The organism is Chryseobacterium candidae (assembly GCF_004916905.1).
Classification (GTDB): Bacteria; Bacteroidota; Bacteroidia; order Flavobacteriales; family Weeksellaceae; genus Chryseobacterium; species Chryseobacterium candidae.
The window spans coordinates 60968-82503 of record NZ_SDLV01000015.1 but is presented as its reverse complement, the minus strand read 5'-3'; the positions used below and the strand labels follow the sequence as shown (position 1 = coordinate 82503).

16 protein-coding genes are annotated in these 21536 nt (G+C 37.5%); 5 read left to right on the top strand and 11 right to left on the bottom strand.

Features of this window, described 5'->3' with window-relative positions:
• Positions 1–56: 56 nt before the first annotated feature.
• Positions 57–1388, bottom strand: a complete 1332-nt coding sequence (locus EK417_RS07970; protein ID WP_076595704.1) for an OmpA family protein — start codon at positions 1386–1388, stop codon at positions 57–59.
• Between the two features lie 119 nt (positions 1389–1507).
• Complete coding sequence (proS, locus tag EK417_RS07965; RefSeq protein ID WP_076595777.1) at positions 1508–2983, bottom strand: proline--tRNA ligase; 1476 nt, start codon at positions 2981–2983, stop codon at positions 1508–1510.
• 144 nt (positions 2984–3127) lie between these two features.
• On the opposite strand from proS, the gene EK417_RS07960 reads away from it, so the two are divergent.
• Both EK417_RS07960 and EK417_RS07955 read left to right on the top strand, forming a co-directional pair.
• Positions 3128–4243 carry a prolyl-tRNA synthetase gene (locus EK417_RS07960; RefSeq protein WP_168801951.1) on the top strand — a complete coding sequence of 372 codons (1116 nt, stop codon included), beginning with the start codon at positions 3128–3130 and terminating at the stop codon, positions 4241–4243.
• A 54-nt stretch (positions 4244–4297) separates the two neighbouring features.
• Positions 4298–5683, top strand: coding sequence for an OmpP1/FadL family transporter (locus tag EK417_RS07955; RefSeq protein ID WP_228408028.1), 1386 nt, complete (start codon positions 4298–4300; stop codon positions 5681–5683).
• Between the two features lie 118 nt (positions 5684–5801).
• Here the strand turns inward: EK417_RS07955 and EK417_RS07950 are convergent, their stop codons facing one another.
• The 4 genes from EK417_RS07950 to EK417_RS07935 all read right to left on the bottom strand — a co-directional run bounded on the left by EK417_RS07950 (position 5802) and on the right by EK417_RS07935 (position 11934).
• A complete protein-coding gene (locus EK417_RS07950; protein WP_136521845.1) occupies positions 5802–7454 on the bottom strand; it encodes a RagB/SusD family nutrient uptake outer membrane protein in 1653 nt (550 codons plus the stop codon).
• A gap of 9 nt (positions 7455–7463) precedes the next feature.
• Positions 7464–10202, bottom strand: a complete 2739-nt coding sequence (locus EK417_RS07945) for a SusC/RagA family TonB-linked outer membrane protein (RefSeq protein WP_136521844.1) — start codon at positions 10200–10202, stop codon at positions 7464–7466.
• Positions 10203–10480: 278 nt separating this feature from the next.
• The gene (locus tag EK417_RS07940) at positions 10481–11209 is read right to left on the bottom strand and encodes a ZIP family metal transporter (RefSeq protein ID WP_076595699.1); all 729 of its coding nucleotides are present in this window, start codon (positions 11207–11209) and stop codon (positions 10481–10483) included.
• Positions 11209–11934: a class I SAM-dependent DNA methyltransferase gene (locus tag EK417_RS07935; RefSeq protein ID WP_136521843.1), complete on the bottom strand. Its 726-nt coding sequence runs from the start codon at positions 11932–11934 to the stop codon at positions 11209–11211. Before EK417_RS07935 ends, EK417_RS07940 begins: the two co-directional genes overlap by 1 nt.
• A gap of 137 nt (positions 11935–12071) precedes the next feature.
• Here EK417_RS07935 and EK417_RS07930 point away from each other — a divergent pair, with 137 nt between their 5' ends.
• Positions 12072–13238, top strand: a complete 1167-nt coding sequence (locus EK417_RS07930; RefSeq protein ID WP_136521842.1) for a THUMP domain-containing class I SAM-dependent RNA methyltransferase — start codon at positions 12072–12074, stop codon at positions 13236–13238.
• Positions 13239–13995: 757 nt separating this feature from the next.
• Here the strand turns inward: EK417_RS07930 and EK417_RS07920 are convergent.
• Together EK417_RS07920 and EK417_RS07915 are read right to left on the bottom strand one after the other, a co-directional pair.
• Positions 13996–14802 (bottom strand): helix-turn-helix domain-containing protein, encoded by an 807-nt coding sequence (locus EK417_RS07920; RefSeq protein ID WP_110367584.1) that lies wholly within the window; start codon positions 14800–14802, stop codon positions 13996–13998.
• A gap of 38 nt (positions 14803–14840) precedes the next feature.
• Complete coding sequence (locus EK417_RS07915) at positions 14841–15854, bottom strand: SDR family NAD(P)-dependent oxidoreductase (RefSeq protein ID WP_136521841.1); 1014 nt, start codon at positions 15852–15854, stop codon at positions 14841–14843.
• Positions 15855–16062: 208 nt separating this feature from the next.
• On the opposite strand from EK417_RS07915, the gene EK417_RS07910 reads away from it, so the two are divergent.
• Positions 16063–17067 (top strand): glycosyltransferase family 2 protein, encoded by a 1005-nt coding sequence (locus EK417_RS07910; protein WP_136521840.1) that lies wholly within the window; start codon positions 16063–16065, stop codon positions 17065–17067.
• Between the two features lie 197 nt (positions 17068–17264).
• On the opposite strand, the gene EK417_RS07905 is transcribed toward EK417_RS07910, so the two are convergent.
• Positions 17265–18494: an aminotransferase class I/II-fold pyridoxal phosphate-dependent enzyme gene (locus tag EK417_RS07905; RefSeq protein WP_136521839.1), complete on the bottom strand. Its 1230-nt coding sequence runs from the start codon at positions 18492–18494 to the stop codon at positions 17265–17267.
• A gap of 157 nt (positions 18495–18651) precedes the next feature.
• Between EK417_RS07905 and EK417_RS07900 the strand changes: the two genes are divergently transcribed.
• Positions 18652–19110 carry an Lrp/AsnC family transcriptional regulator gene (locus EK417_RS07900; protein ID WP_076595685.1) on the top strand — a complete coding sequence of 153 codons (459 nt, stop codon included), beginning with the start codon at positions 18652–18654 and terminating at the stop codon, positions 19108–19110.
• A gap of 26 nt (positions 19111–19136) precedes the next feature.
• On the opposite strand, the gene EK417_RS07895 is transcribed toward EK417_RS07900, so the two are convergent.
• Positions 19137–20219 (bottom strand): serine hydrolase domain-containing protein, encoded by a 1083-nt coding sequence (locus EK417_RS07895; protein ID WP_136521838.1) that lies wholly within the window; start codon positions 20217–20219, stop codon positions 19137–19139.
• Positions 20220–20415: 196 nt separating this feature from the next.
• Positions 20416–21447 carry a bestrophin family protein gene (locus EK417_RS07890; RefSeq protein WP_136521837.1) on the bottom strand — a complete coding sequence of 344 codons (1032 nt, stop codon included), beginning with the start codon at positions 21445–21447 and terminating at the stop codon, positions 20416–20418.
• Positions 21448–21536 lie beyond the last annotated feature (89 nt).

Sequence of the window (21536 nt, the reverse complement as noted above, 5' to 3'; positions counted from 1 at the left end):
CACAAAAAAATCCCGGAAATTCATTCCCGGGATCTAATTTTTATTAAGTCTAAAAATTATTTCGCAAATCTGATAGACATTTTTCTGTCAGCAGCTCTTTCAGCGTCGGAAGCTTTTGCATCTACTTTAGCAAATTGACTTCCGTAACCGTCAGCAGCAATTACCTGTGCGCCAACGCCAGCTTTAGCTAAAGCAGCTTTGATAAATTCAGCTCTTGCTTTTGATAATTTTACGTTAGAAGCTTCGTTTCCTGTTTTATCAGTGTAACCTCCAACTTTGATTTTTGCTTCAGGGAAAGCTTTAAGGATAGCCACTAAGTTATCCAATTGTCCTTGTGAACCTGCTTCAAGCTCAGTAGAACTTCCCATTTTGAAATTTACGTGATCGAAATCGTACCACTTATCTTTCAATGCAGAATCATCAGCAGCATTTTTGTAACCACCGGATTTCAGGAAGGTAATCATCTGATCTTCCATTCCTCCTTTGTAACCTTTTAACATTACCCCATTAAGCTCAATATCTTCATCTGTTTTAGCTGTTGCAGGAGCAGGGGTTGCTGTTCCTGTTGTAGCAGCTGTATCTGCAGTTGAACCCATTGCTGCTGAGTCAGATGTAGTGGTAGTGGTTGTAGTAGTCTGTTTTTTCTCGCACTGTTTCCATAAGAAATAAGCAGCAGCAATCAATAATAAAAGCGGAAGCAACCATTTCCAGATTGAACCTCCGCCTTGATTATTATTGTTATTATTTTCAAATCTTTCTCTTACTTCTCTGGCTCCTTCTGAAACATTTTCTCTTGCAGTAGCAACACCTTCAGCGATGTTATCTTTAGCAGTAGAAGTTACTGAAGCAACTGTTTCTTTTGCCTGACCAAACCAATTTTCAGCTCCTAATCCGAAGGAAGCCAAAGAAAGACCTGCCGGCAATAAAGAAGAAATAATGCCTTTCTGATCATTCAGTAAGCTGGAAATACCTGAAGCACCCAAATTATTGTCTGCGGCATATTTTCCAACAGTACCTACTGTAGCCCCAGTTACCAGGTTTAACAAAGAACCAGCAGACGTATTGCTGACTCCTGAAAAACTGGCAATGGAATTGACTAATGCACTTACTTTATCCCCAAAAATGGAAGATAACAAGTTTGAAATAATAGGATTGCTAGACGAGCTGCCTAATAAATTTCCTAAAATTCCACTTGAAGAGGCTTGTGTAATAGCATCCACAACGCCAGGCTTATCTGCGTTATTGGCTAATCCACCTACTACAGCAGGTAATAATCCGCCAATTGCTTTAGAAATACCGGATTCACTTTCTCCAAACTGCGATGCAGCCTGTGAAACCAAAGCGGGACCTAATTGTCCTTTAATTAAATCAATGACATTTAAAGACATAATAAATAAATTTTTTTGATTAATGTTGATATAAATTTAAACAAAAATCTGTCCAAATGTCATTTTTTTTTGAATATTTCTTTAAAAATTAACGATTTTTTTCTAAATCATTAAAAAGTTTAATAAGCTTTTGCAAATAATACACGTCTCTTAGATGGTTTTCCTGAGATCAATGAAATTCCTTCTTCTATGTCATCATCTAAAGGAATACATCTGATGGTTGCCTTTGTTTCATCCTTGATTTGCTCCTCTTCTTCAGCAGTACCATCCCAGTGAGCATAGATGAAGCCACCTTTCTCTTCCAGAACTTTTTTGAATTCTTCATAAGTATCCACTTTCGTGATATTATTTTTTCTGAATTCAAATGCTTTGTTATAAATATCCTGCTGAATCGTTTTCAATAGATCTTCGATATAAGAATCAATTCCTTCAATAGAACGAACTTCTTTAGTCAGGTTGTCTCTTCTCGCAATTTCTACAGATTTATTTTCAAGGTCTCTTGGTCCCATTGCGATTCTTACAGGAACTCCTTTCAATTCATATTCTGCAAATTTCCATCCTGGTTTGTTCTGGGTATCATTGTCAAACTTCACTGAAATTCCTTTTGCTCTCAGTTTAGCCTGAATATCTAAAGCCACTTCACTGATTTGTTCCAGTTGCTCTTCTCCTTTAAAGATAGGAACAATCACCACCTGAATTGGGGCAAGGGTAGGAGGCAATACCAATCCGAAATCATCAGAGTGCGTCATAATTAAAGCACCCATCAGACGGGTAGAAGTTCCCCATGATGTAGCCCATGCATGTTCTATTTTTCCTTCTTTGTTGGTGAATTTTACGTCAAATGCTTTTGCAAAATTCTGACCTAAGAAGTGAGATGTTCCGGCCTGTAAAGCTTTTCCGTCCTGCATTAATGCTTCAATACAATAAGTTTCATCAGCTCCTGCAAATCTTTCAGAAGGAGTTTTCAACCCTTGAATCACAGGAATAGCCATAAAGTTTTCTGCAAAATCTGCATATACTTTATTCATCTTTTCTGCTTCTTCAATTGCTTCATCTTTTGTAGCGTGAGCAGTGTGTCCTTCCTGCCATAAGAATTCTGCAGTTCTCAGGAAAAGGCGTGTTCTCATTTCCCAACGAACTACATTCGCCCATTGGTTGATTAGTATCGGTAAGTCTCTGTAAGACTGAATCCAGTTTTTATAGGTATTCCAGATAATTGCTTCTGAAGTAGGGCGAACAATAAGTTCTTCTTCCAGTTTCGCATCCGGATCAACAATCAGTTTGGATGGATTGTCCGGATCGGTTTTTAACCTGTAGTGGGTAACAACAGCACATTCTTTTGCAAAACCTTCTGCATTTTTTTCCTCAGCCTCAAACAAGCTTTTGGGCACAAAAAGCGGGAAGTATGCGTTAACGTGACCTGTTTCTTTGAACTTTTTATCCATTTCATCACGCATTTTTTCCCAGATTGCATAGCCATACGGTTTGATCACCATACATCCACGCACGCCTGAGTTTTCAGCTAAATCAGCTTTTACAACCAGCTCATTATACCATTTGCTGTAATCTTCGCTTCTTGAGGTTAATTTTGCCATTATTTTTTTAAATTTTTTTAACTTTTGTACATTATTGTTATCTAAAAATAAAAATCTATTTTTGATAGATTTTTTTACCAGTATTTTGGTACATTTTTGGTACAGATTGCAAATATAATTTAAATTAAAAATTTTTACGTTATCATGAAAAGAAATATACATAAAAATTTGCTTGGTCTGCTAAGATCCAAAGGGATATTAGCCATATCAGGCGGATTATTGCTTGTGTCTTGTGGTGCTCAGATGGGAGGGTATAGCGAGACAGACGGGGTGTATTACGACCCCAATAAGGATACGCTACCTGAAGGAGTTATCATTAATGATAGCGGAAACAGAGTAGGAGAATATTATGACTACTATCAGGATTCCAATGTAATTCAGAATGCACAAACGAATTCCAGAGAGCAGGAAAACAGATATAACGACTGGAGTGGTACCAATACAAACTGGAATACCAATGCTACAGACTCAGATTGGGGACTTTATGCAGGTTCTCAGACGAACTACTATGATAACTCATGGGGATGGGGTTCTCCTTGGGGATGGTATGGTGGTTACAGCCCATATTGGGGTTGGGGTATGAACCGTGGCTGGGGCTGGGGAGCAAGCATGTCCTGGGGTTGGGGCGGATCATTCGGATGGGGCTGGGGAGGCTCTTACGGATGGGGAAGCCCATACTGGGGATATGGTTATGGAGGATATTATGATCCATTCTGGGGCGGATACTACGGAAACCCATATTGGGGATACGGAGGAGGTTACTGGGGTGGTGGCTACTACAACAGACCTGTTTACAGAAGAAGCGGTATCAGCGGAGGCGGATTCCAGAATACAGGCGTAGCCAATGCAGTTTACAGGACTAATACTGCTAACTCAGGTTTCAGAAATAATAATGGAGGCTTCAGAAACACTAATAATAACGGTGGTTTCAGAGATTCTAACTCAAATGGTGGTTTCAGAAACAGTAACGGCGGATTCAGAAACAGCAATTCAGGAGGCTTTAGAAACGGTAATTCAGGAGGTTTCAGAAATACACAATCTAACGGCGGATTCCGTAACTCTGCGCCACAAACAAGACCTAATTACAATTATCAGCAGCCACAGCCAAGATATAACAATAATAACGGAGGCTTCAGATCTAATGATTCAGGAGGTTTCAGATCTAGTGGCGGCTTCAACTCCGGTGGCGGCGGCTTCAGAGGTGGTTCTTCAGGCGGCGGAATGAGATCCGGCGGCGGAGGCAGAGGTGGCTTCAGATAATTTCTTAAATTAATAAACTATTAAAAAATAATGTTAAAAAAATCTTTAGTATTAATGAGCATTTCTGCTGCATTTTATGCGCAGGCTCAGGATGTTTCTGTCATAAGAAATACGGTAGAGGTTTATTCAAGTACTCCTATGGTGGGATCAGCTAAGTTTAATGCGATGGCTGGAGCTAATGGTGCGCTGGGTGGTGATGCAAACTCTTTGCTTACGAACCCGGCAGGTTTAGGAGTAGCTATTTCAGGTGAGGTTTCAGGAACTTTATCTATTTTAGGAAATAAAAACAAAAGTACTTTAGGAGGATCTACAATAGATTATAGCAAAACCAGAGGAGACCTTGGGAATGCAGGAGGTGTAATTGCTTTTCCTTTGATGACAGAAACCGGATGGAAGTTTATCAATATTGGTATTAATTTTTCTAACCAGACACTGGATAATGTAATCCAGTCTCCGGGAAATAATAATATTGTTTATGCTTTTGACAAGGATGATATTACCAAAGATGCTGCATTAGCGGGGCATATGTATGAAAGATATGGTAACTTGTCAAAGATGAGTTTTGGGGTTGGAGCGAACTATAATCATAATTTATATTTAGGAGCAGGTTTCAATTTTTTCAATGCTTCATTGGATCAGTATGATACTTTATTGTACCGAAACATTGCCAATGGTTCTACAGAAGCATTCAGTAAGCAGGATACTCCGTACTCAGAAAGATCTTCTGGTTTTTCTGCTTCATTAGGGGTGATCGGAAAGTTGAGTCCTAACTTCAGAGTCGGAGCTTCTCTTGAAACTCCTACTTTCTGGACGATAGACAGAAATTATTATTTCTATAATGATGCTGTTTACGGAGATGATATAGGAGCTGAGAATAGAAAGTTTACTTCACCGCTTAAAGCAACGGTGAGTGCTGCCTTCGTAGCAAGTAAAAACTTCTCATTGAATGTTGATTATACCCTTGGACTTACAAAACCTGATTATAAAGTATATGGAGGAGCAGAAAGAGAGTTGAATGATTTCTTCAAAGAAAACTACAAGAATCTTTCAGAAGTAAGAGTGGGAGCTGAGTACAGAGTACAGCAGTTCAGACTGAGAGGAGGATACTCTTACCAATCAAGTCCTTTTGATGCCCTTACAATCAGTAGATTTAATGATGCAGGCACTGTGGGAGATGAGTCTTACGACAATCTTATGCTAAGTGACAGAAATACACTTTCTTTCGGTATTGGATATGATTTCAAATCATTCTATATCGATGCATCTTATCAGAATATCTCTTCCAAATATGTAAATCCTTTTATGAGAGGATATATGGGAGATAATTTTGATTCATCATATTATTCTTCGAGTAAAATTATTGAAAGTCCGGATTATGCTGTAAGTAATGTGAAAAACAACAGAAATAATTTCTTCCTTACTTTAGGATGGAAATTCTAGTCTGATGCTTTAAAAATATCAAATATACAAACAGGCTGTCCTAAAATTTTGGACAGCCTGTTCTTTGTTGATTTTGTCTCATGTTCATATACAATAAAAATATATGTATATCCATTTTTTAATCCGGATTTTGCACAAGATTTGGCTGGATCTGGATCTGCTGCTCAGGAATATATTCTACCACTCTGTTATGGGTATAAGGTACCGTATAAAAGGCGTTATTTCCGCTTAAATGGGTGCCGGGATATTGTCTGTCCAGATCCAGTTTATTTCGGAAGACATCGTATCTTCTATGTCCTTCAAAAGCCATTTCCAGCCTTCTTTCCTGTAGAACAGCGTCCAGAATGGTCTGTCCTGCAGGAACTGAATTATATACAGGTATTCCGGCTCTTGTTCTGATGGTATTTACATCTGCAAGTGCAGAAGCTATATTTCCTTTTTTCGCATAGGCTTCGGCTCTGTTCAGATATATTTCGGCCAGTCTTATAATGACCGGAGACCACAATTGCGGAACACCTTCCTGTAATGAACATTTTAAAACATAAAATTTAGGATAGCCGTTTCTTTTATCCATGTCATTATCCAGATATACATAAGTTTTTTCACCGGCTGCGTTAACGAAATAATAGTTTGTTTTATTGGGCGCTGCCTCAGATTGTACCAGGTAATTGATATTATTCATCGTGAAATAAGTATTTCCGTTCTGCTGGAAAGTATTTTGGAATTGATAGCTGTAGGTTGCGGAACCTGATGAGCTGATTCCTTTTTGTACCCAGTATGCTACAGGAACTGCCGGACTGCTGTATTTTGGAGAAATAAACTTCAGTCTTGCATCCTCAGGATTCTGATTGATAAGATCCAGATAAGTGGAAGAAGCGTACATTTCACCCCAGCCTACATTCTGTATGGTGGCATACATAGAGCCTATAGTGTACCAGCCATTGCTGTAGTCACCATCTTTATTATATTTAAATGCAAAAATGGTTTCTTTATTGTTTTCTGGTGTTTTGGTAGCATAAGAAGGCAGTTCAGCTTTAGACAGAAGTGCGTATCTCCCGGAATTGATAACTTTATCTGCATATTCTATCGCTTTATCATTATTTTCCATGTAAAGATAGACCCTGGAAAGTAAAGCCTGTGCTGTTTCTTTTGATCCATAGATATTGGCTTTATCAACTGTCATGAGTTTCTCAGCCTTCAGAAGGTCGCTTATTACCTGATTGTATATTTCTCCCACAGTGGCTCTGGCAGGCAAATCGTTGACGTCATCAGATAATTTTAGAGGTATTCCGGCATTGCCTGTCCCCTGATTATAAGGTCTTCCGAATACATTGACCATAGAAAAGTATACATAGGCTCTCAGGAAATAGTTTTCGCCTATGAGGTGATCTGTTTGTGCATCTTTTCCCTCAGTGGTCTTTGAAATAACTCTGTTGCAGCCAATGATAGCTTTATACCCTGAGTTCCAGATGATATTGGTACGGTCATTGTTTTTAATACTTTTATAGTTGTAATAATAAAAGAATGAATCACTGGTGGTTCCGCTGATATTAATATTATCACCTCCATATTCACTGATTCTATAGAGGTTGTTGTAAAAGCCACCGCCGTCGGCATCACCTTTAAGCAATGCATAATTTCCTAATGTGATGGTCTTCAGTCCTGTTGCATCCGCCAGGATAACATCAGATTCTTTTGAATCATATGGTGAGCGGTCTATATTACATGCCGTCAATGCTACTATGAGAAGGGGAATAAGTATTTTTTTCATAATTATTTTTTAAAAAGAAAAGTTTAAGCCTAAGGAAAATCTTCTTGGGATAGGATATATGGCTCCTGCATTGCCGGAATAGCTGTTTTGATCATCTGCATTACCAATTTCCGGATCCACACCGGAGAATTTGGTGATGGTAAACAAATTCTCACCCATAATATAGATATTCGCTGATTTTATTTTCATCTTTTCTGTTAGGGATGCCGGTAAATTATATCCTATTCTGAGGGATCTTAATTTGACGAAGCTGGCATCTTCCAGATAACGTGACGAAGTCTTATTGGTTAATGAGTTATTGTTATATACAGCAGTCGGATGGGTTGCGATATCTCCCGGCTTTTCCCATCTTGTCCATCCATTCTGTAATTCCATCTGGTTATAATAAGGATAGGCGCCATCTGAATCAAACAATTCCCTGTACGAGTTATATACCTGCCCGCCCTGTGAGAAATAAAGATTCGCGGCAAGATAGAAATTTTTAACATTCAGATTGGTGCTTACAGAACCATAATAATCCGGTGTGGTAGCTCCTACTACCTGTATGGTAGCCAGATTGTATTTTGAAGTTGCACTTCTGCTTCCGTCCGGATTTATCACTTCCCACTGGCCTTCGCCATTGTCCGGATTTACCCCCAGCCACTTTCTCATATAGAAAGAGGATACATCATATCCGGGCATTGCTACTTGGTAGTTGTCCAATATCTGTGTACCGTTGTTTCGGGTTGAAAGCACGTGGTTTTTATAAGTGCTGATATTGAATCCCAAATCCCAGCTGACATCTTTTGAGCGGATAATGGAATAATTTACATTGAACTCCCAGCCTTGGTTTTTAACATCACCTATATTCAGGTACTGTTTGTCAACACCTGTCAGTGAGGATAAAGGAACAAGCATCAGTAAGTTTTTCGTTTTATTACTAAAATAATCAATGTTTAAAGTCAGCCTGTTGTTAAACGCTCTGATATCCGTCCCGATATTATTCTGATAGATAGATTCCCAGGTTAGTTCAGAGTTACCCAGCTGGTACCATGTTGCTCCTATCTGTCCGTTATATTTCTCTGTAAGTCTGTATAGGTCCTGCCATCCGTAATCCGGATATGGGGTGTTTCCTACAAGTCCCCTGCTTGCTCGTAATTTCCACTCGTTAACAGGCTTTACTTTGAAAAATTTTTCTTTATGAATATTCCATCCTACACTATATGCATAGAATAAGCCGTTTCTTTTGCTGGCACCGAATGCAGAAGATGATTCGCTTCTTAAAGATCCCTGGATAAAATATTTTTTGTTATATACATATTCGGCGTTAAACAGGAAAGCATTATAGGCGCGGTCAAGCTTTCTTCCCTTGGGTTTTTCTCCTGTGGTGGCTCCGGTATTAAAAATTTCTGTATCAGGTACTACACCGTAAACACCTGCTTTTGATTCCTTATAGAATCTGTCGGTATATTCATACGCAGCTAATGCATTGATGTTATGACTTCCAAAATCTTTATCAAATCTCAGCATCTGATTGAAAAATTTGCTGATATCTTTTTGGTAATTTTCTGTTAGTTTCCCTTTATTACTTGTTCCACTGATCGATCTGGGATCGGTATAGTACATGTCATCATAGTTTTTGTAGGTAACATTGTTCGTAGTGATGAATTTGAGATAATCGGTAAACCTGATTTCGGCATCCAGATTTCCTATGAGATCCAGCCGGTTGCTTTTACCATAGTTCCATTGAAGGTCATAAAGATAATTACTTTTGTCCCTTCCATACCAATCTGTGTAATCCTCATCCACCCCGATCAGATTTCCATTGGCATCTCTGGGATTGTCCCATGGCATATTAAGGTACATTTGATACAGTGAAGCCTGAGTGTCTTTTCCTGTGGTATAGGATAAGCTGACTTTGGGTTTCAGTATCAGCCACGGTTTTATGGTCTGTTCATGATTGATTCTGAACGAGAGCCTGTTATATTCATCTCCTTTCACTGTTCCGGTTTCATTATAATAATTTCCTGAAATATAGGTTTTGGAATGATCTGACCCACCTTTGAAATCAATAGTATAACTTTGTACCGCTCCTGTTTGTGTGCCATCTTTCAGCCAGTTGTAGCCATCGTTTCTAAGTGTTTCAGGGATTTTCGGTGCGTCTTTTAATGAGGTGAAATAATCATAGAGCTGCGTTCCGTTCATAAGTTTGAAGCGCCCGTTGTTAAACACATTAAAAGAATTAGTAAGAGAAACACTTAATGTTCCTTTTCCTGAATTTCCCGATTTGGTAAACACCTGTACAATACCATTGGCGGCTTTGGATCCATACAAGGCTGTAGAGGCAGCGTCTTTTAAGATATTGATACTTTCAATCTGATTAGGATCCAGGTTGGGGGCATAGGGCATTACTACACCATCCACCACCCAGAGGGCAGAACTGGGACCATTGATAGTAGAAGTACCCCTGATTTTTACAGTAGCTACAGAACCTGCAGCACCTCCGCCAGGCAAAACCTGAACTCCGGCAGCTTTTCCCTGCAGAAGACCGGATACGCTTGGGGTATTGGAATCCTGGAGTTTTTTGTCGGAAATAACAGAAACAGCAGCTGTAAGGCTGGATTTTTTCTGTGCCTTGTAACCGATAATTACAATGTCATCAATTTTTTTTTCTTCTAAAGAATCTGTTTTCTTCGTGGTCTGAGCCGCTATAAAACCGGTCATCAAAAAAAAACAGACTGATGTTGTAAATCTTTTTTGTCTTTTCATACATTTTTAAGTGATGGTAATGTGGCTAATGTACAAAAAACAATGTATGGTTGTTACATATATGTTAAAAAATGTTAAACAAAATGTTTAATTTTATTTTATGACGTAAACATTTAATTTTTATTTATTTTTGTATGTAAAATATTTTTAAAAAAATGAATTTTAACTTATTTGTCTAAAGTGTTATGAGTGAAGATTAAGGATAATGATCGTGGAAAACATGGCCATTAATACAAAATGGAAATAAAAAAGCTCCGGATTTCGAAGCTTTTTTGTATTTAGTGAGAATGAGCAGTGGGATGTTGATGGACAACATGCATCATCAATGCAAGTGAAACTCCCAAAATAACCATCCCGATTTTTATCCAGTCTATATTGTGATTTTTATTGCTTTCAAAAATGATTACGGATGAAATATGAAGGAAAATTCCTCCTACGATAGCCAGAAAATAAGGCTGAAGATCGGGATTGAAATAATTACCTAATAGCATTCCCATTGGAGAAGCCAATGCAAATAAGGCTACAATGAGAATAGATGGATAGGATGAAGAACTTTTGGATTCTCCTTTTCTGTTAAATAAAAATGCTCCCAGAATAAATGAAATGGGAAGATTATGAAATACAATTCCCCAAAGGTAAGGTGACATCTCGTGTGTTTCATTGGCTAGAGGAATTCCTTCAATAAAAGCATGGATGAATAACCCCACCATTAAAGCAACGGGAAGGATATTATGTTCACTGTGATGATGGAAGTGGCCATGTTCAAAGCCTTTGGTAAGGACTTCCAGAATCATCTGCAGAAGAACTCCCCCGATGACGAATATCCCAAGACTGCTGCTTCCTGCAGAGGTGTAAACCTGTGGAAAGACCTCATTGAGACAGATCGTAATCAAAAAACCGGCACTTAATATCAGTAGATTTTTGGCCAGCTTTTCTTTTTTACCAAAGTGTTTCCCAAGGAATACTCCTGTTACAACACTTAAAATCAGTAAAAGTACTGTTGTCATTATTTTTTCTTAAATAAATTGATGCAACGCGGGGAGTTTTCTTTTTTAAATTCATTCAGCTGATAATCTCCCCAGATTTTTATTCTTTCAAAACCACATTCGGAAGCATAATTGTGAATAGCTTCCAGTGTGTGAAGCTTTACCTTTTCAAAGAAATGAAACGGTTTACCGTCTGCTTCAAAACGGATGTCTTTGATAACGTGTCTGCCCTCAATCTTTTTCAGGATCTTAAAATCAATATCACCACGGGTGATGGTAGTTTCAGGAACTAAAGTATTTCTTACAAATTCTTCATTCAGATAATCCAGTACAAAATATCCTCCGGGCTTCAGCACGTTGTAAACAGATTGGAATACTTTTTTATCGTCACTTTCATTATCAAAATACCCGAAACTTGTAAATAAGTTGAATACCGCATCCATAGGATCTGCATCAATCGGGTTTCTCATATCATGAACTTCAAAAAGCAGCGTTTGATTTTCATATTGCTTGTCAGATTCAATACTTTGTCTTGAAAGATCAAGTCCCAAAACATCATATCCTAATTTATTAAGGAAAACAGAGTGTCTTCCCTTTCCGCAGGCAAGATCTATGATTTTCGACTGAGGCGGCAACTGAAGGTCCGCTGTGAGCTTTGTAATGAAGTTTTCTGCTTCAGTATAGTCTCTGTTGCTATAAAGCAAATGATAATAAGGGGTATCAAACCAAGATTCAAACCATTCCATAATGCAAAAATAACTAAATTTGTGCGGTTAAAAGCAAAGTATTTTACAACATTAAGAGATTGAAAAATTCAATTAGGTAAGAATTTGGATAGCTAATCTTTTAATTTTTAAAGCTTTAAATCTTTTAATTCAAACTTATGGATACAGAAAATATTAAAATACAGATAAAGACATTCTTCGGATTGGAGCAGATTCTGGCAGAAGAAATCAAGAAATTAGGCGGAAGAAATGTTGAAATTAAAAACAGAGCAGTAAATTGTGAAGGAGATCTTGGCTTTCTTTATAAAATCAACTATTCTGCGAGAACAGCATTGAAAATTCTGGTACCCATCCATGAATTCAAAGCTTTTAATCAACATCAGTTTTATGACAGATTATTTAAGTTTGAATGGGAAAACTTCATGGATGTTGACCAGTCTTTCTCTATTGATTCAACGGTGAATTCCGAAACATTCAAACATTCTCAGTTTGTGACTTTAAAAATGAAGGATGCTATTGTGGATTATTTTCAGGAAAAATTCAAAAGACGCCCGAATGTAGAAACGAGAAATCCGGATATCAAATTCCACCTTCATATTGACAGAGAATTGGTGATGATTTCTATGGATTCTTCAGGAGATCCTTTGTTTAAAAGAGGATACAGAAGAGAACAGGGCGAGGCTCCTATCAATGAAGTGCTGGCGAGCGGAATGCTTCAGCTGGCAGGCTGGGACGGAAAAGGAAATTTCCTTGATCCCATGTGTGGCTCTGGAACATTGCTGATTGAAGCGGCGATGATTGCGATGGATCTTCCGGCTCAGATTTTCAGAAAAAGATTCGGATTCCAGAACTGGAATAACTATGATGCTGATCTGTTTGCAAAAATCAAAGAATTCAGAATCAATAGAGTGAGACAGTTTGATGGGAAAATTGTTGGATATGATATTGATGCAAGAATGCTGAATGCTGCAAGAATGAACGTAGAAGCAGCTGAAATGGAAGATGTTATCGAGATTAAAAAACAGAACTTCTTTGATTCTAAAAAAGAGCTTTTCCCATTGTTGATGGTATTCAACCCTCCTTATGACGAGAGAATTTCCATTAATGATGATGATTTCTATAAGAAAATAGGAGATACCTTCAAAACGCATTACCCCAATACACTGGCCTGGCTGATCTCTTCCGATCTGGAAGCGGTGAAGAAAATAGGGCTACGTCCTTCAAGAAAGATCAAACTTTTCAACGGAAAGCTGGAAACGAGATTCTTACAATACGAAATGTATGAAGGAACGAAGAAAGTACATAAATTGGAGGATCATAAATAGCAATAAAAATTGTTAGGGGATTTTTTTGATCTGTTAGACACTCTATTTAGTGTATCCGGGCTGTTTCAGAGTGGTTCGGAATCATCACGTTCAAAAGCTGACAGAAAGAGTCTGCATTATGACGAGAAACCTCAAAAGAAAGAATCTAAGAGATCAAAATACTTCACAGAGAAAGTAAGTGCTGTAGCTTTGGTATTGGCCGCATTTTCTTTTTTTATTGTTTTTAAAGATCCTTTACCTGTACAAAATTATACACAAACCTTAGTCATAGCTTCTTTAATAGGAACTGGTATTTCACTTATAGTATTTTTTATTTTGCACGTTTTGGAGCTTTATTATTTTAAAACCCTTTTTAAACTGATTCTTTTCAGCTGCTCAGTAATTGTTTTTTTTATTTCGGCAATATTATATATCTACTTTAGGTCGGGATTTTTTATATAATAGGACAAAATAGTATGAAGGAACGAAGAAAGTTTATAAATTGGAGGATCATAAATAATAACTTCTGATATTAGAAATATTCTGGAATTTTTTTGACATATTTGATGTAATTTTTGATCTACTGGATTTGTTTGGTTCTGGATCAAAATCGTCACGGTCATCACAGGCAAAACCTGAAAGAAAAGCATTAAATCATAATGTAATATCTCAAAAGAAAGAATCAAAAGATTTAGATACTTTAAAGAAAAAATAGCTTTAGGAGTAATTAAAATCATAAAACAAAATAGGTTGTACACACTGTACAACCTATTTTGTTTTATCGTGCTAAAGAAGGGGCAAAACCATACTGTTTTTTAAAGGCATGCGAAAAATGGGAAAGATCCTCAAAACCTACTTCCAGAAAAACGTCGGAAGGTTTTTTATTTTTTTCTGATAAATGATAATAAGCCAATTCAAGACGTCTTTGGGTAAGCCAGCGTTGTGGTGTTGTTTGAAAAATTTTTCTGAAATCACGGTTGAATGTAGATAAGCTCCTTCCCGTAAGATACCCGAATCGCTCCAATGGCATATTAAACATATAATTTTTTTCCATAAAATTGATCAGATCCACTTTTCCCGGCTCATCAAAATCTGCGAGTAAAGTATCGATATCCGGATCAATTTCCCTTAAAATACTGATGGCTTCTGTAATCTTTAAATGGGCTATATTTTCAGGAAGCGGACCTTCTATCTCAAAATAAGGAATGAGAGAAGCAAGAAAGCTCTTTAAAAGCGGGTGGCTGCTAAAACTGTGAATGGTGGATTCTCTCTGCCCGTTTTTCTTTTGCTCATCAACAGAACTGTAAAATTCTTTAAGCCGTTGTGTGGTAAGGTGCATCACTACTGCTTTATGAGGAAGTCCGTCTTTGGGATAATTGATAATCGTGGCAAGATGATTTCTAGGAATCAGAAAAATATCTCCTGCTTTGAACAGATAGGTTTTGTCTGCCTGAATAATTTTCGTTTCTCCTGATATGAACCATACCAGCATATGATATTCAAAAACCGTTTCCGTTTTGAACAGCTTATCGTCATAACTGGAAATTTTGATATCCGGTGTCAGGTAGTGTATCTGGAAGTCCATTGTCAAAAGTTTTCATTACAAATGTATTTAAAAAACGGTTATTGAGCATCAAACTGAAATCCCAGCATTTCTTCACTCAGTTTCCATAAGCATTCAGCATTATTTTTATCAACAGAGTAGGCTTGTACTCCTCGGATGGTTGCGGGTTCATCAAACGTGTGTTCAATTTGCCCTTTGTCTATTTCTGCAACATCACAGTTTTCGCAATACACGCCGCCAATTTCGTTAAGTTGAGGGCTTACAGCACACCAGGCTGTTGTAGCAGCGCCTTGTGGGATGGTTTTCAATCGTGCTTCCACTTCAGGCTTGATGTTTCCGTTTTCATCATGGGTTCCTAATTGTTTAAAAAGTTCAGTAGGTTCTTCTCTGCCCAAATCAGTTCCGTATACAGATCCTGGGTGAAGAGAATACGCTCTGATATTGAACTTTTTTCCTCTTTCATCAAGTTCTACGGCAAACAGATTGCAGGCTGTTTTGGATTGTCCGTATCCGGAAAGGGTATCGTAATCTCTTTTTTCGAAATTAGGATCTTCAAAATTAAAAGATGCCATCTGATGTCCGTAAGAGGAAACACTGATAACTCTTGCTCCATTTGCTTTTTTCAGAGCTGGCCATAATTTAGAGGTAAGGTGAAACTGCCCAAGGTAATTGGTTGCCAGCTGAGATTCAAAGCCTCTCTTGTCTCTTCGAAGCGGCACCCACATGATTCCTGCGTTATTAATGAGAAGATCCAGACTTCTGCTTGATGATATAAACCTTTCTGCAAAAGCATCAATAGAGGCCGGATTCATAAGATCCATTTTTTCAAGTTCAAAATTTTCAATTCCTGTAAGGTTTTTTCCTGCTTTTTCAATATCTCTGGCGGGAATAATGACATGGGCTCCGGCTGAAGTAAGGACTTTTGTGGTTTCAAGACCAATTCCCGCATAGCCACCGGTAATAATGACTGTTTTTCCGGTAAGATTGATTCCTTGAATAACTTCCTGAGCTGTTGAATAAGCATTAAAGCCTGATTGAATAGGTTGTTGCAATGAGTTGATAATAGGTTTCATTTTTTATTGGTTTAAATTTCTATAGCAAAATTAGGAGGGATTTTTTGTGTTCATTTTGTTTAAAATGTCAAATGACTTGGCTCAGAATTTCATTTGTAATCTCCATGTATTAAGGTAGATAAAATTCTCTATCGTTAATTTATCTGAATAAGCTGTTAAACTGTTTGTAGGTTGTCCTGCGAATAAGTAATTTTGAAAAATTTTTAATTTGAAGCCTACTATTTCCATTGTCGTTGCCATTTACAACCGAAAAGACGAACTTTTTGAGCTGCTGACTTCCCTTACTCAGCAAACAGATAAGGAGTTTGAGATGATTATCGTGGATGACGGTTCTTTAATCGATCTGAAACCTGTTATTAAAAATTTTGATGGAATCCTGAATATTAAATATTTCAGAAAAGATAACTCAGGACCGGGACTGACAAGAAATTATGGCGCAGCAAGAGCAACTAATGAATGGCTGGTATTTGTAGACAGTGATGTCATCGTTGAAAAAGATTATATCGAACATATTAAAAAAGATATCCTGGCCATTCCTTGTGATGCTTTTGGAGGAGCAGATAAAGCGCATAAAGGATTTAATCTGATGCAGAAGGCTATTTCATATTCTATGACTTCTGTTTTTACCACCGGAGGAATCAGAGGAAGTAAGAAAGCCGTTTCGAAATTTCAGCCCAGAAGTTTTAATATGGGCGTGAAAAAAACTGTTTTTGAAAAAGTAGGTGGATTTTCAGAAATGAGAATAGGAGAGGATCCGGATCTGTCCATGACCCTTTGGGAAAACGGTTTTACCACAGCTTTTTTTGATGATATTGCCGTATATCATAAACGTAGGGTTGATTTTGGAAAGTTCTCCAGGCAGGTCTACCAATTTGGCTGTGCAAGACCAATTCTTAATCAGAGACACCCGAATTATGTGAAAATTTCCTTTGCATTTCCTACTTTATTTATGCTGGGATATGTGATGGGCTTTCTGGAATATTTTATAATGGGAAGAGGGATAATTCTTGCTTTTTATGGATTGTATACTTTTTTAGTGCTGTTTCATGCTTTATTGCTGACAAAAAACATCAGCATTGCCGGTATGGCGGTTATTTCTACTTATATTCAGATGTTTTCTTACGGTTATGGTTTCCTGAAATCCTGGATCCTGCTGAATGTTTTCAGAATGAAGCCTGAAGATGCTTTTCCGCATCATTATTATAAGAAATAGCAGGGATAATTATTTGTAAAGGAATATCAATAGGAATGGGCTTTAGCCCATTCATCAAATCAATAAAATCTTCCAATGGCTTTAGCCTAAACATATAAAAGATTACACACAACATTTGTTAATCAATATCAAAACAGGTAGGTTGATAAATAAAAAAGGCTGTTTCTCGAAAATGAAACAGCCTTTTTACAATAAATTTAGGAAATGGAAATGTTTTCATGGTGGTTAAGAACTCCTACTTTCAGCATACACTCCTTCATTTTTTGGTAAGTTCTTTTGATATCATGGTCAAGACCAATGGAGAATCTTATCAGTCCGTCAGAAATGCCTATGGAAGCCCTTTCTTCTTCAGGGATCTCAGATGAGGTAGATTTTCCAGAGCATGAGAATAGGGTTTTATAAAACCCTAAGCTTACGGCAAGATAGCCCAGGTTTTCGGCCTGCATCAGTTCCATCAGTTCGTTTGCTTTTTCTGTTGTTCCGGCATCCAGAGTCAGTAGTCCTCCATATCCGTATTCTTCATGAATCATGCTTTTCATTAATTCATGGTTTTTATGGGAAGGTAAACCCGGATAAGAGATCTTTAGTCCGTCTTTTTCGAATCTTTCAGCCAGATACATGGCATTGTGACTATGTTGTTTGATTCTGATATGCAAGGTTCTCAGGTTTTTCAAGATACTTGAAGACCGTAAACTGTCCATGGTTGGGCCAAGAAGCATACACGCACCGGAATTTACATTTTTGGTGTCATCAATAAAGGCCTGAGTAGCACAATATACTCCTCCTACCGTATCACTGCTTCCGTTGATGAACTTTGTCAAACTGTGAATCACCACATCAGCCCCGAATAATGTCGGAGAGATAGAAAGAGGCGAGAAGGTATTGTCTACAATCAGTTTCAGGTTGTGTTTTTTACAGATTTCGGAAAGCTTTCTAAGATCTGCCACTTCAAGAAGCGGGTTGCTCACACTTTCGCAGTATATAACTTTAGTAGTGGGCGTGATTGCTTTTTCTATCGACTCAAAATTGTTGATGTCAACAAAAGTGGTAGCTACATTGAATTGAGGGAAGAAATTTTTAAGAAAAGCATAAGTTCCTCCGTAAATGGTGCGGCTTGAAATAATATGGTCTCCACTTTTGCACACCTGCATCAAAACAGAAGAGATCGCTCCCATTCCGGATGCTGTAACGTTGGCGGATTCTGTGTTTTCCATCTTGGCAAGAGCCTGCGCCAGATAAAGATTCATTGGTGATGAATGTCTGGAATACAGATAGCATCCTTCTGCATTTCCTTCGAAAGTATCAAACATGGTCTTTGCAGAAAGGAACGTATAGGTAGAGCTGTCTGAGATAGAAGGATTCACTCCTCCGAATTCACCAAAATACTGAAGATCCTGGATCTCGTTGGCTGCGTTAAAGTTTTCCATAAAAATTGTTTTTATTTTATCGCTCCAATTTGCGTTAATTTCCTAATAATTACAATATAAATTTGAATTTATAGAATATAAAACTGTAAAATTTTGTTTATTTAGAAAAAATATTTAGTATCTTCGATATTGTTAAACTTTTACCAAAAAAATATCTATGGAACTTGACGAAACTGATAAGAAACTTTTGTCTTTTTTACAGGAAGACTGTAAACAAACCACCAAAGAACTGTCCGGCAAGCTTGGTTTATCTGTTACAGCAATTTATGAGCGTGTAAAGAAGCTTGAAAATTCAGGAGTTATTTCAAAATATGTGGCTTTACTGGACAAGAATAAAGTTAAGAAAAATTTTATCGTTTTGTGTCATGTGAAACTAAGCCAGCATAAGAAAGAATTTGTCCTTCAGTTTGAAAAAGAAGTGATGGATCTTCAGGAAGTAACAGAGTGTTTTCATGTAAGCGGAGATTATGATTATATCCTTAAAATAGGGGTGAAAGATATCGAAGATTACCGCAGCTTTATGCTGACGAAACTTACGACGCTTCAGCACATTGCAAGTACACACAGCTCTTTTATGATTTCTGAAGTGAAAAATACGACAGCGATTGTACTATAGATTATTGATCAATTTTCAATCAGTTATCAATTTCTTTTGGTCATTTTGTCGATAAAATAATGAAGTCTTTTAATCTCAGTTCTGCCTTTATTTTTATCATTCAAAAAACAGGTTGTTACGATGACTATTTTTAGGTCAGGAATGATGCAGATAAGTTGTCCGCCATATCCGGTGGCTACGAAAGCCTGATGTCCGTTTGTTTTTCTTCGCCACCAGTAATAGCCGTATCCGTTGGCATCCGGCATTACATCCCAGGAATCCAGTTTTACATGTTCTAAAGTAGATTCCTGAATCCATTTTGAAGAGACGATCTGTTTGCCGCCCAATTTTCCGTTATTGAGAATCATCAAACCAAATTTCAGCATGTCTTCAGGTTTCATAAACATTTCCGAACCGCCAATATTCCTGTTCATAGAATCCGTGTCCCATCTTGGGGTATTTATCTTTAATGGTTTAAAAAGATTGTCAGCTGCAAATTGTTTCAGGCTGGTCTTTACCACCTTTGCCAAAGCAGCTCCGAAAAGATGGGTTTCACCACTGTTATAGTTGAATACGGTTCCCGGATATTCTTCAAAAGGAAGATCCAGGACAAATTTGACAGGATCACCGGAAAAAGACATGGCTGTTGAAATTTTTGAATTTTCAATCCAGTCAAAACCACCCTGCATGGTCAGAAGATTTTTTAGCGTTAATGTATTTCTGATAGAGTCATGAGCTGCCTTTCCTTCAATATTGGAAATGTTTTTGAAACTGCTTCTTGAGACATTATATTCCGGAAGAATTTTTAAAACCGGAGTATTGAGGTTGGGAAGGATGTTTTTATCCTGTGCAATGCCTGCCAGAACAGAGACGATACTTTTGGTTACAGATTTTATACTGAAGATCGTTTCTTTGTTGGCTCCATGAAAATACTGCTCATAAATTACCTTATTGTTTTGTGAAACAATGAAAGAGCCTATGGAAGGAATACTGTCGTTAATTTCTTGGGTGAATTGGTCTGTAAAGTCTTTAGGTAATTCTTTGTTGAAGGCAGCCTGTGACTTCAGTTTAGAGCAGAACAGGATAAGACATAGCATTGTCATAGCCTGCAGGAATTGCTTGGATCTCATTGTTTACAAAAGGAAGGATAAAATTATTAGCTGATGAAAAAAGTAAAAGCTAAATCAATTCGGATGAATCAATATAGCTTATGCTTTCAATGCTTCTAAATTATGAAAAACAATGAACTTTAAAACATATTTTACTGAATATTTCTGGTTTTTATCGAAATTCTTAAATTCTTTTTTTATAGAATGAACTCAGAAATTACACTAAGACTCCGTTTTTGGAAGCAATAGGATCAGGAAGCTCTGTTTCTCCACTCATCTGAAGGAGGTCTATTTCAATCGTTCTGCAGATTGAAAGCATCGGAACATCAAACATTAATCCTGCAAAAGGATTTTCAGAATAATCTCCTACCAGCTCCATAATAATGTAAATCCATCCGATGATGATGCAAAACGGAATAGAGGTCCAGATTCCCCAATCGCCAAGTTTTGCAAATTCATTGACCAATCCAAGCGGAAGAAGCATAATGAACAGAATGTTGAAAACAAAGGCTGTGCTGGCAAACTGTCTTGGAGAAGGGAATTTCTTGATTCTTTCTGCCTGTCCCTGAAAATTGTAGAATTCATTCAAAGCGTTTTGAAGCTGAGTCTGGTTGAATTCTGTAATGGCATTCATGTTTTTCAGTTCATTGATATCTTTGGCCTGCTGGGCAATCAGATATGTAGCAAAGTTTTTATAATCATTTTTTAGCTCGTATTCTTCTTCTGAAAGATATTTGTGCAGGAAAATTGGCGCTCTCCCATAATCAGGAAAACCAGCCTTAATCAATCTGTTTCTTCGCAGGTTGATATTCCCGAATTTATTATTTTCTGTACTGATATGTTCCCATTCTGTGGGAATCAGAAGCTGTTCACGGAAAGTATATAACCATGCAATATGACGATAAACGATTCTTCTTTTACGGTCTTCAAGATCAAAAACACCAATTTCTTCATTTTTCGTATCAAAAGCATACACCATAGAAGCAAATGAGCGGCTGGAATTCACAATTCCTCCCCAGATTTTTCTGGCTTCCCAAAGTCTGTCATAGGCCTGGTTGTTTTTGAAACCCACAAGGAATGCTTCTGCTGTACCAATCAGAGCTACAGGAACCCATGGAATTGTCATCCACTGCCAATTGAAAAAATAGAATAAGACAGCTATCAGAGTACACCAGATAGAAATCAGTATAAGATGAAAACCTGATAAATTGAGAACCTGTTTGTAATTGACGTATTTGGTTGTAATCATAAAGATAGATGTGTTTTGCGTGTATAGACAAAATAAGTACCAAACTGGGATTAATTCTATTTCGTATATCTGTCAGATAATGGATAATT